The 12,990-nt window shown below is 62.4% G+C and carries 11 protein-coding genes; all 11 read right to left on the reverse strand.

The features are described from left to right. Positions 1 to 75 precede the first annotated feature (75 nt). Entirely contained in the window at positions 76 to 969 is an 894-nt protein-coding gene (mtnN, locus tag RWZ58_RS05150) for a 5'-methylthioadenosine/S-adenosylhomocysteine nucleosidase (protein WP_314657889.1), read from the reverse strand. Then, positions 969 to 1,427 carry an S-ribosylhomocysteine lyase gene (locus RWZ58_RS05155; protein WP_005507094.1) on the reverse strand — a complete coding sequence of 153 codons (459 nt, stop codon included), beginning with the start codon at positions 1,425 to 1,427 and terminating at the stop codon, positions 969 to 971. Before RWZ58_RS05155 ends, mtnN begins: the two co-directional genes overlap by 1 nt. A gap of 170 nt (positions 1,428 to 1,597) precedes the next feature. Continuing rightward, complete coding sequence (locus RWZ58_RS05160) at positions 1,598 to 2,614, reverse strand: bifunctional riboflavin kinase/FAD synthetase (protein WP_314657890.1); 1,017 nt, start codon at positions 2,612 to 2,614, stop codon at positions 1,598 to 1,600. 260 nt (positions 2,615 to 2,874) lie between these two features. After that, on the reverse strand, positions 2,875 to 3,585 hold the full coding sequence (locus RWZ58_RS05165) for a DUF4345 family protein (protein ID WP_314657891.1): 711 nt from the start codon (positions 3,583 to 3,585) through the stop codon (positions 2,875 to 2,877). A gap of 183 nt (positions 3,586 to 3,768) precedes the next feature. Next, entirely contained in the window at positions 3,769 to 4,866 is a 1,098-nt protein-coding gene (truB, locus tag RWZ58_RS05170; RefSeq protein ID WP_314657892.1) for a tRNA pseudouridine(55) synthase TruB, read from the reverse strand. Beyond that, a complete protein-coding gene (gene rbfA, locus RWZ58_RS05175) occupies positions 4,867 to 5,307 on the reverse strand; it encodes a 30S ribosome-binding factor RbfA (RefSeq protein ID WP_005507090.1) in 441 nt (146 codons plus the stop codon). 173 nt (positions 5,308 to 5,480) lie between these two features. Further along, the gene (gene infB / locus RWZ58_RS05180) at positions 5,481 to 8,333 is read right to left on the reverse strand and encodes a translation initiation factor IF-2 (protein WP_314657893.1); all 2,853 of its coding nucleotides are present in this window, start codon (positions 8,331 to 8,333) and stop codon (positions 5,481 to 5,483) included. 219 nt (positions 8,334 to 8,552) lie between these two features. After that, positions 8,553 to 8,894, reverse strand: a complete 342-nt coding sequence (locus RWZ58_RS05185) for a YlxR family protein (RefSeq protein ID WP_314657894.1) — start codon at positions 8,892 to 8,894, stop codon at positions 8,553 to 8,555. Between the two features lie 253 nt (positions 8,895 to 9,147). Then, positions 9,148 to 10,245 carry a transcription termination factor NusA gene (gene nusA / locus RWZ58_RS05190; RefSeq protein WP_049328007.1) on the reverse strand — a complete coding sequence of 366 codons (1,098 nt, stop codon included), beginning with the start codon at positions 10,243 to 10,245 and terminating at the stop codon, positions 9,148 to 9,150. Positions 10,246 to 10,354: 109 nt separating this feature from the next. Then, positions 10,355 to 11,026, reverse strand: coding sequence for a ribosome maturation factor RimP (gene rimP / locus RWZ58_RS05195; RefSeq protein WP_049328006.1), 672 nt, complete (start codon positions 11,024 to 11,026; stop codon positions 10,355 to 10,357). A gap of 99 nt (positions 11,027 to 11,125) precedes the next feature. After that, the gene (locus tag RWZ58_RS05200; RefSeq protein WP_303983261.1) at positions 11,126 to 12,958 is read right to left on the reverse strand and encodes a proline--tRNA ligase; all 1,833 of its coding nucleotides are present in this window, start codon (positions 12,956 to 12,958) and stop codon (positions 11,126 to 11,128) included. Positions 12,959 to 12,990: the final 32 nt, after the last annotated feature.

Here is a 12,990-nt window from a genome sequence, read left to right on the forward strand (position 1 = left end):
GGCACTTCCTCCGGCATTTCAAACAGCGGGTTCAAATTCGCATCCCGCCGCAGTCTTACCGCGTGTTCTAGAGGTTTAGAGAGCCAGATCCAGCGCCTCCAGCTGCGCCTCGGTCCACAGCTCAGCAGCCAGCTGCAGGGCGTAACGAGCCGAACGAGGAGCCACAACATCCATCGCCAGGTGGAAGTCCTGGTCAGCCTCCGGGCCGCACAAATCAGACACGCAACGCACACCGATAAACGGAATCTCGTAGTTGTGGCAGACCTGCGCAATAGCGGTGGTCTCCATGTCGGTGCTGATGGCGCCCTCGAACGCCTCGCGGGTGTCCTTCACGTTGTGTGCGGTCACGAAGGAGTTGCCCGCCAGCATCTGGCCGCGGCGTACCTCCCACGCGCTCTCAGCCTGCTCACGCACCGGCTCCAGCGCGGCGAGCGCATGCTCCAGAGCATCCTGCCACTCATCCGCCTGGCCGTCGTAGCTTTCGGGCATGCCCGGAACCTGTCCGCGCGCGTAACCGAATGCGGTCGCGTCGGCGTCAGTGTAGGTGTAGTTCTCGCCAATCAGCACGTCGCCCACGTTAATGCCGCGAGCCAAACCGCCGGCGGTGCCCGCGCTAATGGCGCCCAGGCAGTTCGAGGAGTAGCTAATCGCCTCGGTCACGGCGCTCGCCGCGTTCACCAGACCAATCTTCGAGCGGACCAGCAGCAGCGGAACCTGGTCCTCGCCCACCTGCAGGTAGCGCGGGTGGAACTGGGCGGTACCCTCGGTGAAGGAGGGCTGCAGCTCCTCGGTCACCTTCAGGAACGGTGCAAGCTCCTCGTCCATCGCCACCTGAATAATGATGGCGTTGGACATGCCGTCCATCAGCTCAAACATGCTGTTAAACGCCTCAGCCGGGTCAAAAGCGTTCGGGTCAAAGTCCACCGGGTTGAAGGCGGATGCGAAAGCGTCAGGAATCTGCGCGCTCATTACGCCATCACCTGCGCCCACTCATCGCGTGCCGCGAGGAACTCGCGAGCCGCAGCCTGCGCACCCTCGAGGGTGTGGTTAGCTCCCCAACCGCACTGCACCTCGTTCGCCGCCGGAACCTCGGTAGCGTTCAGGATATCGTTGAGGGTTGCCTCCAGAATCGGGAAGAACTCCTCGGGCTCCAAGCCCAGGGTCAGCGCGTAGAAACCGGTCTGGCAACCCATCGGGGAGAAATCAATCAAACGGTCGGTGTGGTTGCGCATGTGCTCGGCGCTCAGATGCTCGATGGAGTGCACGGTCGGCATTTCCAGGTGCGCGGTGTTCGGCTGGGTGAAGCGGATATCGTACTTGATGAGGGTGTCGCCACCGGGCAGAACCTTACGGTCCGCGATACGCACGTAGGGTGCTGCTACGGCGCGGTGGTCGAGGTTGAAGGATTCGACGTTCATTTTTTCCATGACTCTATCTTCTCTTAAAACCGGGGCGACTAAAACAGGGGTGCCGTACGGCAGGTAGCCGCTCCGGCGCATAGGGGCGGGTACGCAAAGGCCCCGGGGCAGATCCGAAAATCTACCGCCGGGGCTTCAAAGCCGTTAAAGGCAAAAGCTATGAGCGCAGGCTGTTGCTCTTAGAGGCCGGGCTGCTTCACTTCCGCCTGCACCGGGCACTCCGGCGGGCAGTAGTTCTTCGCATCCTCAGCCAGCACCTCGCGGGTCTGCACCACGTCATCGTTAATCTGCTCAATCAGCGCTTCAACGCCGGTGTACGCCACCATGGGGCGCAGACGCTTCACGAACTCAATCAGCACGCGCTGACCGTACAGGTTGAAATCCTCCACGCGCTCCTCGGGGCGGTCAATCACGTGCGCCTCAACCTGACGGTGCTCAATACCGTCAAAAGTCGGGTTCGTACCCACCGAAATAGCGGAAGGATGACGATTACCGGACTCGTCCACGAGCCAGCCGGCGTACACGCCGTCGGCGGGAATCAGGCCGCGCGCCTCAAGCTCAAGGTTCGCGGTCGGGAAGCCCAGCTCACGGCCACGCGCCAGACCGTGCACAACCTCGCCAGCCATCATGTGGTGGCGGCCCAGCAGCTCGGTTGCGGCGGACATATCGCCCTCCAGCAGCAGCTGGCGGATGCGGGTCGAGGAGCAGCGGGTGTTCTCATCCACCATCAGGTCCTCAACGACCACGACCTCGAAGCCGTACTTCTCCCCCAGCTCACGCATGGTGTTCAGGTCGCCGGAGTTGTTCTTGCCAAAGCGCACGTCGTCACCAATGACCACGAAACGCGCGTTCAGCGCATCCACGAAGGTGGTCTTCACGAACTCTTCGGGGGTCTGCGCAGCGAACTCCAGGTTGTAGTTCAGCAGCAGGTAGTCGTTCAGGCCCAGCAGGCACATGAAGTAGCGGCGCGAGCCCTGACCCATGATGTCGTGGTGGGTCACCTCGGGGCGGTGCACCTGCATCGGGTGCGGGTCAAAAGAGACCGCAATAGAGCTCAAACCGTGCTCTTCAGCAAGGGAGACCACGCGCGAAATCACGCGGGCATGTCCACGGTGCACGCCGTCAAAATTGCCGATGGTCACGACCGAGGGGCCGTAGCCGGCGGGGACCTCGCTCAAAGCGGTGTAGAGGGTCACGGGCTCTCCTGAAAAAGATAAATGTACCTATCCATCCTAGACCACAGGCGGCAGGATGCAGAATTCAAAACGGGAATCAACAGGGAATGGGACGGTGCCCCTCGCAGGCGATGCCCTCTCCCCTGCCGTCACGGAGTCTGGAGGCGCCTCCGGCACACGTCGAGGCACACGTCGAAAGAGCCGCACCGTGCGAACCCCGCCCATAAGAAAGCCCGGGCAGGCACCCCACCGTGCGGCAGGAACCTTCCCGGGCATTACGACTACTTACGAGCCTGGTTACGAGAAGCCTTCAGCATCTCCTCGCGAATCTTATTGGACTTGTTAATCCAGCCGTACCACACCAGCAGACACGGAGGAATCACAAGCTCAGTCACCATCAGCACGATCAGCGACCAGTGCGGGGTGCCGAAGAACGCCCACGACAGGATACGACCCACGCCACCCAGGAAAACCACCAGGCAGGAGAACGCGAGCATGTTCACCCACTTGAACTTCAGGGCAATGAACACGAAGGACAGGCCCACACCCACATAGGTTGCCGCGAAGAACACGTAGTTCGACTGCACCGAGGGGTTCGCAAAATCCTGAGGCGCATCCGGAATCACGCGGATACCGCCCAGAACCTGCCACACACCGTACGCAATCATGAACAGACCGTACAGCGCCACCGCCGCACGGAACGCCGCACGGTTCTGAGGCTTAGCCGCCTCCTCAATGCTCTTGGGGCGGGCAAACGCCTCGCGGGTTGCCTTCTTCTCAGCCTTCTTAGCCGCCTTCTGCGATGCCTTATCGCCGGCAGTCGGTGCGGTCACGCGGACACCCTCGGGTGCCTTCGCCGCAGAAATAGTGGACTCAGCAGGCTTAGCAGTACCCGCCTTCGCAGCAGCTTCAGTCTGTGCAGACTCTACGCGCGGTACCGGCGCGGTACGAGGCTCACTCGCCTTCTTAGCGGAGCTCTGGTTCTCGCTCATCTTCTCTCCTTCAGCAGGGCCGGAGCACCCGCACGAGTTGTCTTGTGTGTTCAGGGTTGTATCAGTTAGCGCGTTGAATGAGGGCGCACGTTCAATAGGGTGCTGAATCAATCAGGCTTGAGGAATCAGGCTTAGGCAGGTGCAAATACCGAACCCTCTTCGCCCATCATAATGCCTCAACGCCTAGTTGAAGGAACGATTCGCCTCAAAAACCAGCACCGGGGCGGCCTGCACCTTCCCGCGCTGCTTCTTGTTCTCCAGCAGAGCGACCAGGGTACCGTCCGGGGCGAAACCCGCCACAATACCCTCAACGCTGGCATGCTGCACCGCGCCGGACTCATCCGCGCTCGCGTGAGCGACACGCTTCACCACGGAACCGTCACCGCTGGGGCTAATACGGCGGCCATAGGAAATATCGCTCGCCTCCGCAGCCGTGAGCTCACGCGCACCAAAGATGCGGCGTGCCGCCTCCTCCAGGGGTAGCAGCGGCAAATCCTCCAGCGGAGCCTCCGACTCTTCACGGCGCTGCTTCAGCTCCGCCAAATCGGCGGCATCCTCCAGCACCACCGCACCCACGCGGGTACGACGAAGAGCCGTCAGGTGGCCACCAGTGCCCAGAATCTTGCCCAAATCACGCGCCAGGGCACGAATGTAAGTGCCCGAGGAGCACGAAACCGTCACCTCGCAGTCAATCACGGGAACCGAGGTTGCCGCGTGCTCGCCCTCATTCTCGGGATCCTCGATGACGTACTCGGCAAAGCCGGGGCTGACGGAATGCACCGTGAACTCGCTAATCGTCACCGGACGCGCCGCCAACTCAACCTGCTCACCGCTACGCACACGCGCATACGAGCGAACACCGTTGATCTTAATAGCGGACACCGCAGAAGGAACCTGCAGAATATCGCCGCTCAACTGCGCCACAGACTCCAGGATGCGCGCACGCATCTGCTCAGCGCCCAAACCGGTCAGCGCCTCAACGTCGTCCGGGTGGGCGGCAGTGTGCTCGCCCTCCGCGTCCTCGGTCAGCGTCTCAATGCCCAGGCGAATCGTCGCATCATAGGTCTTATCCTGACCGACCAGGTAGGTCAGCAGCTTCGTCGCCTTATTGATGCCCAAAATCAGCACGCCGGTCGCGGCAGGATCCAGCGTACCGGCGTGACCAACCCGCCGGGTGCCAGCAATACGACGCATCTGAGAGACTGCGTCGTGGCTGCTCATCCCGGCGGGCTTATCAATGACCATCAGGCCGGACGGGCCCTGAGGTTGCTTCTTCGCCACTTAGGCGTCCTCACCCTCGGCAGGCTCATCCTTCTTGTAGGGGTCAGCCTCACCAGCGTACTCGGCGCCCTCAGCTGCAGCTGCCAGGGCGGCGTCGCGCTCGCGAGTCTCACGCAGAAGCGCCTCAATGTGGAAGGCGTTCTCGGGAACCTCGTCAGCAACGAAAGTCAGGGTGGGGGTCAGGCGGGCAGTGATGTTCTTACCCACCTCGGCGCGCAGAATACCCTTAGCGGATTCCAGCGCCTTCTTGGTGTTTGCGGCGTCCTCCTCGGAACCGAACACGGTGTAGTAAAGGGTTGCGTGCTGCAGGTCGTTGGTCACGCGGGCGTCGGTAATGGTCACAAAACCGAGGCGGGGATCCTTAACACGACGCTCCAGCGCCTTCGCCACAATTACCTTGATGCGGTCGGCAAGTCGTGCCGCGCGGGCTGCATCAGCCATGTGTTTCTCCTTGAAATCTCGTGGTGCTTCCGCGAACACTCGGGGTGTTGCGGAGGCGGTCCAGGTAATGCGGAAGCGCCCGCCCCGCCAGCGTCCGCCCCGCCGGCTCTAGAATCTAGAAGCCTGCGGGTGCGGGAACACTAGCGGGTGACGGGCGCATCAGCGTGTGAGTCTTAGACACGCGGCTTTTCGCGCATCTCCCAAGTCTCGATAATGTCGCCTTCCTTGATGTCGTTGAAGGAGCCGAGGCCAATACCACACTCGAAACCTTCGCGAACCTCGGTAGCGTCGTCCTTGAAGCGACGCAGCGACTCGATGGTGAGGTTGTCTGCCACCACGGAACCGTCGCGCACCAGGCGTGCCTTGGCGTTGCGCTTGATGATGCCGTTCTTGACGATCGAACCTGCGATGTTGCCCCACTTGGAGGAGCGGAAGACCTCGCGGATCTCTGCGGAGCCGAGCTCCACTTCCTCGTACTCGGGCTTGAGCATACCCTTGACGGCCTGCTCAATTTCCTCAATCGCACGGTAGATGACCGAGTAGAACTTCATCTCGACGCCTTCGCGGTCTGCAAGTTCTGCAACGCGCTCTGCCGGGCGGACGTTGAAGCCGATGATCACCGCGTTGTCCACGGTTGCCAGGTTCACGTCGTTCTGGGTAATAGCACCCACACCGCGGTGGATGACGCGCAGCTGAACCTCGTCGCCACCGGCGTCGATCTTCATCAGGGACTCTTCCAGTGCTTCCACAGCACCGGAGACGTCACCCTTAATAATCAGGTTCAGGGTGTCCATCTTGCCCTCAGCCACAGCGGCGTCGAAGGACTCGAGGGTCACGCGCTTACGACGCTTAGCCAGCTGAGCGTTACGATCAGCAGCCTCACGCTTCTCAGCGATCTGACGAGCGGTACGCTCTTCCTCGGTGGAGAGGAAGGTGTCGCCTGCACGAGGAACGGTGGACAGACCCAGCACCTGAACGGGGCGGGACGGGCCAGCTTCCTTCACAGCCTGACCGTTCTCATCGAACATTGCACGAACACGGCCGTGAGCAACACCGGCAACGATAGCGTCACCGACGTGCAGGGTACCGGACTGAACCAGGACGGTGGAAACCGCACCGCGGCCCTTGTCCAGGTTTGCTTCAATAGCAACGCCGCGTGCTTCCTTGTTCGGGTTAGCGGTCAGTTCGAGCACATCAGCGGTCAGGGTGACAGCCTCAAGCAGCTCGTCGATGTTGGTGCCGTTGCGAGCGGAGACGTCCACGAACATGGTGTCGCCACCGTACTCTTCGGGGATCAGACCGTACTCGGTGAGCTGACCACGGATCTTGTCCGGGGACGCGCCTTCCTTATCAATCTTGTTCACAGCAACCACGATCGGCACGTTAGCTGCCTGTGCGTGGTTCAGTGCCTCAACGGTCTGGGGCATAACGCCGTCATCAGCTGCGACCACGAGGATCGCCACGTCGGTGACCTTCGCACCACGGGCACGCATAGCGGTGAACGCTTCGTGACCGGGGGTATCGATGAAGGTAATCGCGCGGTCTTCACCCTCAACGGTGGTGTGGACCTGGTATGCACCAATGTGCTGGGTAATGCCGCCGGCCTCACCCTCAATGACGTTGGTGTTACGGATAGCGTCCAGCAGGCGGGTCTTACCGTGGTCAACGTGACCCATGACGGTAACAACCGGGGGACGAACCTCCAGAACGTCCTCGCCCTCAGCTTCTGCTTCGGCTTCGAGGTTGATGTCGAAGGACTCGAGCAGCTCGCGCTCCTCATCCTCCGGGGAAACGATCTTGATGACGTAGCCCAGTTCAGCACCCAGCAGCTCGAAGGTCTCCTCGTCCAGGGACTGAGTCTGGGTAGCCATCTCACCCAGGTGGAAGAGAACCGTAATCAGCGATGCCGGGTTTGCGCCAATCTTCTCAGCGAAGTCCATGATGGACGCGCCGCGGCGCAGACGAATCTCGGTCGAGCCGTCGCCGCGAGGAACAACCACGCCACCGGGTGCCGGTGCGTTCAGCTGCTCCTGCTCATGGCGGCGAGCTGCCTTAGACTTGCGGCCCTTACGCTTGGAGCCGCCGCGACCGAATGCACCCTGTGCGTTGCCGCGACCGCCGGGGCCGGGACGACCCGGACCGCGGTTGAAGCCGCCGGAACCGCCGCCGCGACGTGCGCCGCCACCGTTACCGCCGCCGTTGTTGGAACCGGACGCGCCGCCACCAACGTTGGAAACCTTGGGCATCATCGAGGGGTTCGGGCGTGCGCCGCCACCACCAGCCGGACGGGGTGCACCGGGACGTGCGCCACCTGCGGGGCGAGGACCGCCGTTGCCGCCGGGGCGTGCGCCACCTGCGGGGCGGGGACCGCCATTACCGCCGGGGCGTGCGCCACCGTTGCCACCGGGACGACCGTTACGTGCCGGACGGGGACCGCCGGAACGCTGGGAGTCGCCGCCGCCGCGCTTCATACCCTGCTGGGATGCGAAGGGGTTGTTACCGGGGCGAGGACCGGGCTTGGGGCCGGGCTTCGGAGCGGCAGGCTTGGGTGCTGCCGGCTTCGGTGCAGCCTCGGGGCGTGCCATGCCCTGCTGGGATGCGAAGGGGTTGTTACCCGGGCGGGGGCCGCCGGGCTTGGGTGCTGCTGCTGCCGGCTTTGCGGCGGGCTTAGCGGCTGCAGGCTTGGGAGCTGCGCTCTCAGCTGCTGCGGGCTTAGCTGCAGGCTTGGGTGCCGGCTTAGCGGCAGGCTTTGCCGCTGCGGGCTTGGGGGCTGCCGCAGGCTTAGCGGCGGGCTTAGCCGCTGCAGGCTTGGGAGCCGGCTTAGCAGCCGACTCTGCGGGAGCTGCCTTTGCGGCAGGCTTAGCGGCTGCGGCGGGGAATTCCGCGCGCAGCTTCTTCAGAACCATGGGGTTCAGGGTGGAAGAGGAGCTCTTAACGAACTCGCCCATATCCTTGAGCTTGGCGATAACTTCCTTGGAAGGTACGCCTACTTCTTTAGCAAACTCGTGTACTCGAGGCTGAGCCAAATTTTCTCCATTCCCGGTCCGCACCGGGAATGGTGCGGACACTAATGTTTACGGGGTTCACGCCCGAAGGCGCGCCAATTCGTGAAATTGCCGGTGGGTGAGCACGAAAGGGTACTCATTTCGCGGCACTCATTAGATATCCATCAGTTTTCTGACTCGCTTTCAGATAAGAAGTCGTCAAACTCGTTGACTTACAGAGGGCATATGCCCGAAAAGCGTCTACGAGGGGGTCGAGTCCGCAATCACGGCTCGAATCTGCTCGCAGCACGCCTGCAGCTGGGCTGCAGGGACCGCTTTTTTGAAGGCGCGCGCCAGGCCGTTCTTCTTCTGCAGAGCGGCTACGCACTTTTCGCTCGGGTGGATCCAAGCGCCTCGTCCGGGCATAGTTCCCGCCGTATCGGGCTGATAGGGCGGGGTGTCCGCCTGCTCGGTAGCAGACGTGACGGGTGTGCGGGCGATGCGCAGCAGGTTGTACTGCTCATCGCGGGCACGGCATCCGATGCAGGTGCGGACCGGCCCTTCAAACGCTTCGGAGGTTGCGGTGAGGTCGTGATTGCTCATGGTCCTCTCCCCTCTCTAGCGTGTGTGCAGAACCGTGTTCGCAGTACATTCGTGATGCTCATTCCGGCGTGTGCGAGGGCGCGTTAAAGCGCCCGGTTACACACCGGCACATCTTAATAGTGTATCCCGTTTTTAAGAATCATGGGCAAAACTGTGACGCAGGCGCAAGAACACCGGGCACGTTACTGCCCGATCTCTTGCGCCTGCATCAAAAGGATATGCCGCGGGATACGCCCCTCACCGGGGCTAATGCTTATTCAGCGTCCTGTGCGGACTCTTCTGCTGCTTCTTCAATTGCCTTCTCAGCGGAAGCTTCTTCAGCCAGGCTACGAGCCACGCGAGCTGCAACCTCTTCCTCGGCACGAACCTGAGCGTACTTAGACTCGGAGAGAATATCGATACGCCAGCCGGTCAGCTTCGCTGCCAGACGTGCGTTCTGACCCTCACGGCCGATAGCCAGGGACAGCTGGTCATCCGGAACCACGGCACGAGCGGAGTACTCACGCGGGTTCGCGATAATGACCTCGGTGACCTTCGCCGGGGACAGTGCCGCAGCGATGAAGGTTGCCGGATCGGTCGAGTAGTCGACAATGTCAATCTTCTCGTCGTTCAGCTCGGCAGCAACCGCACGCACGCGGGCACCCATATCGCCGATGCACGCACCCTTAGCGTTAATGGTCGGGTTCTTCGCGGACACAGCAATCTTGGAGCGGTGGCCAGCTTCACGTGCGATGGAGTTAATGGAAACCAGGCCCTCAGAGATTTCGGGAACCTCGTGCTCGAACAGGCGCAGAACCAGGTTCGGGTGCGAACGAGAAACCACAATCGAGGGGCCCTTGGGGCCGCGGCGAGCCTCCACCAGGTAGGCGCGCAGGCGGGAGCCGTGCGGGTACTTCTCGCCCGGAACCTGCTCGTTGCTGGGCAGAACAGCTTCAACGGTGCCCAGGTCAACCTGAACCATACGCGGGTTGTTGCCCTGTTGAATCACGCCGGACACCAGGGTGCCCTCACGGTCCTTGAACTCGCCCAGAACGGATGCGTCCTCAGCGTCACGCAGACGCTGCGAGAGCACCTGACGGACGGTTGCGGCAGCGATACGGCCAAAGTTGTTCGGGGTATCGTCGAACTCGTCAATCTTCTGGTTATCCTCATCAAGCTCAGGAGCCAGAATAACGAACTCGCCGGTGGTGTGGTCGATGACGGCACGAGAACCCTTAATGGCGCCGGGCTGCTTCATGTACGCGAGCAGCAGGGCGTTCTCAACCAGGGTGAAGAGCTCCTCCATGACGAGAGAGCGCTGCTTCGCCAATGCGCGCAGTGCGCCCAGGTCAATAGTTTTAATATCCTCCACGCTTTTCAGCCTTTCCCAGTTAGCACGGCGCCGGGACGCTCAATGCGCCCCGGCTCCCGAACGGTATATACCTGGCACGGAACACCCCGTGCCTGAAGCTTTAATAACTCTATTCTACCGGCTCAACGGGCGAATTGAAGTCAATCTCGACGTGAGCAGAAGCAATATTTTCCCACGGAAGCAAAGACGGCTCGTGGTAGGACTCCTTCTGGCCCTTCTTCGTGTTCTTCTTACGAGCCAGCACCGGACCTTCATCCTGCACCTCGTGCAGACGCGCCAGGTACTCGGTGCCGTCGGGTGCGGTGACCGCAATCAGGCGGGTACGGGCACGTTCCCAGTGGCGGCGCTCGGTCAGGGCACGGGTAGCACCCGGCGAGGACACCTCCAGCTCGTAGGGGAAGAACTCGTCGTTCTCATCCGCACGGTCCAGGGCGCTCGAAATCGCACCGGAAATCTCCGCGAGGGAATCCAGCGACAGCGAATCGGTACGCTCAGCGGTGTAGTCCACCGTAATCTTCACTGTGCGGTTCGCCGCCGGGCCCGAAATCTTCAGGCCCTCCAGCACCAGCGAGAACTCGGAGATGACCGGGGCAATCGCCTCGGCAACCTCTTCCTCACGAATCGCGCGGGTACCCACGCGCACCGGTGCCTCCACCACGGGCTCACTCTCAACGCGAGTGCGGGGAGTGTTCACACCATTCGCCACGCGGGATGCGGCACGGCGAGCGCGCGCATTCGGGGCGCTCTTCTTAGAGCCAGAACGCTTCGGCTTGTATGCCATAGTTCTCTTCTTTCATTCTTCCGCCGCTACCCTGCCCCACCTCCTGGGAGGTAGGGCAGGTGGCGACGGTTTTACGTTTTTGCGGGCTAGTGGCGTGCCTTAGGCGCCGCGCACCTCAGCGATGACCTCAGCCACCGCGTTCTCGACGGACACCTCGCGAGCCTCACCGCTGCGGCGGTCCTTCAGCTCCAGCACGCCGTCCTTGAAGCCGCGACCAATCACCAGGATGGTGGGCACGCCCAGCAGCTCGGCGTCGCCGAACTTCACGCCGGGGCTGGTCTTCGGGCGGTCATCCAGCATGACCTGCAGGCCGGCGGATTCCAGGGATGCGCTGAGCTCTTCAGCGTACTCGTGGGATGCTGCGTCCTTGCCGGTGATGACGATGTGCACGTCTGCCGGTGCCAGGTTACGCGGCCAGATCAGGCCCTTCTCGTCGTGGTTGCCCTCGGCGATAGCAGCCAGTGCGCGGGTCACGCCCACGCCGTAGGAGCCCATGGTCACGGTCTGCAGCTTGCCGTTCTGGTCCAGGACCTTCAGGCCCAGTGCCTCAGCGTACTTGCGACCCAGGGCGAAGATGTGGCCCATCTCGATACCGCGGGCTGCCACCAGTTCGCCGGAGCCGTCCGGTGCCGGGTCGCCTTCGCGCACCTCGCACGCCTCGATGACGCCGTCGGCGGTGAAGTCGCGGCCGAAGACCAGGTTCGCCACGTGCTTGCCCTCTTCGTTTGCGCCGGTCACCCAGTGGGTACCGCGCACCACGCGGGGGTCAACGAAGAAGGGAATGCCGGTTGCGGAAGCTACCGCATCCTCGTCCTCGGTGTGCGCACCGAACAGGGGCGCGTCCAGGCTCAGGCCGGGTCCAATGTAGCCCTTGACCAGCTGCGGGTATGCCTTCAGGTCCTCTTCGCTGGCTGCCTCAACCTCAACCTCGCCGCCGATGCCCAGCAGGGCGCCGATGTTGACCTCAACGCGGCCCAGGTCCACGGCACGGTCGCCGGGAACGCCCACGGCGAAGACCTTACGCTCGCCGGAGGGGGTGATGACGGTGCCCAGGAAGCACTTGAGGGTCTGCGAAGCATCCAGGGTGCCGCCGGTCACCTCGGAGTGCAGCTCGTTCATGCGCTCCACCAGGGTCTCAATGGTGGCGGAGTCGGGGGTGTCCACAACGAGTGCCGCCGGGGTGTCCTCGGTGATTTCGATTTCCTCGGGAACCACGGTGGTGACGGCCTCAACGTTTGCCGCGTAGCCGCCCGCGGAACGTACGAAGGTGTCCTCACCGATAGGGGTCGGGTGCAGGAACTCTTCACTGCGGGAGCCACCCATCGCGCCGGACTGTGCGGTCACAATGACAATCTCCAGGCCCAGGCGCTCAAAGATGCGCTGGTAGGCGGCACGGTGAGCCATGTACGCCTCGTTCAGGCCCTCATCGTCAATGTTGAAGGAGTAGGAGTCCTTCATGACGAACTCGCGGCCGCGCAACAGGCCCGCGCGGGGGCGTGCCTCATCGCGGTACTTGGTCTGAATCTGGTACAGGTAAACCGGCAAATCCTTGTAGGAGGAGTACAGGTCCTTCACCAGCAGGGTAAACATTTCCTCGTGGGTGGGTGCCAGCAGCATGTCTGCACCCTTGCGGTCCTTGAGGCGGAAAAGGTTGTCGCCGTACTCGTCCCAGCGGTTAGTTGCCTCGTAGGGTTCGCGGGGCAGCAGTGCGGGGAAGTGAACTTCCTGCGCACCGATGGCGTCCATCTCTTCGCGGATGATGTTCTCGACCTTGCGCAGTACCTTCAGGCCAAGGGGCAGCCAGGTGTACACGCCGGGGGCTGCGCGGCGGATGTAACCGGCGCGGACCAGCAGCTTGTGGCTGGCGACCTCAGCGTCTACGGGGTCCTCGCGCAGAGTGCGCACGAAGAGGTTGGAAAGGCGAAGTACCACGATTCTCCTTGAAAGGTCGATAGGTTTAGGTA

The organism is uncultured Rothia sp. (assembly GCF_963544205.1).
Lineage (GTDB): Bacteria > Actinomycetota > Actinomycetes > Actinomycetales > Micrococcaceae > Rothia.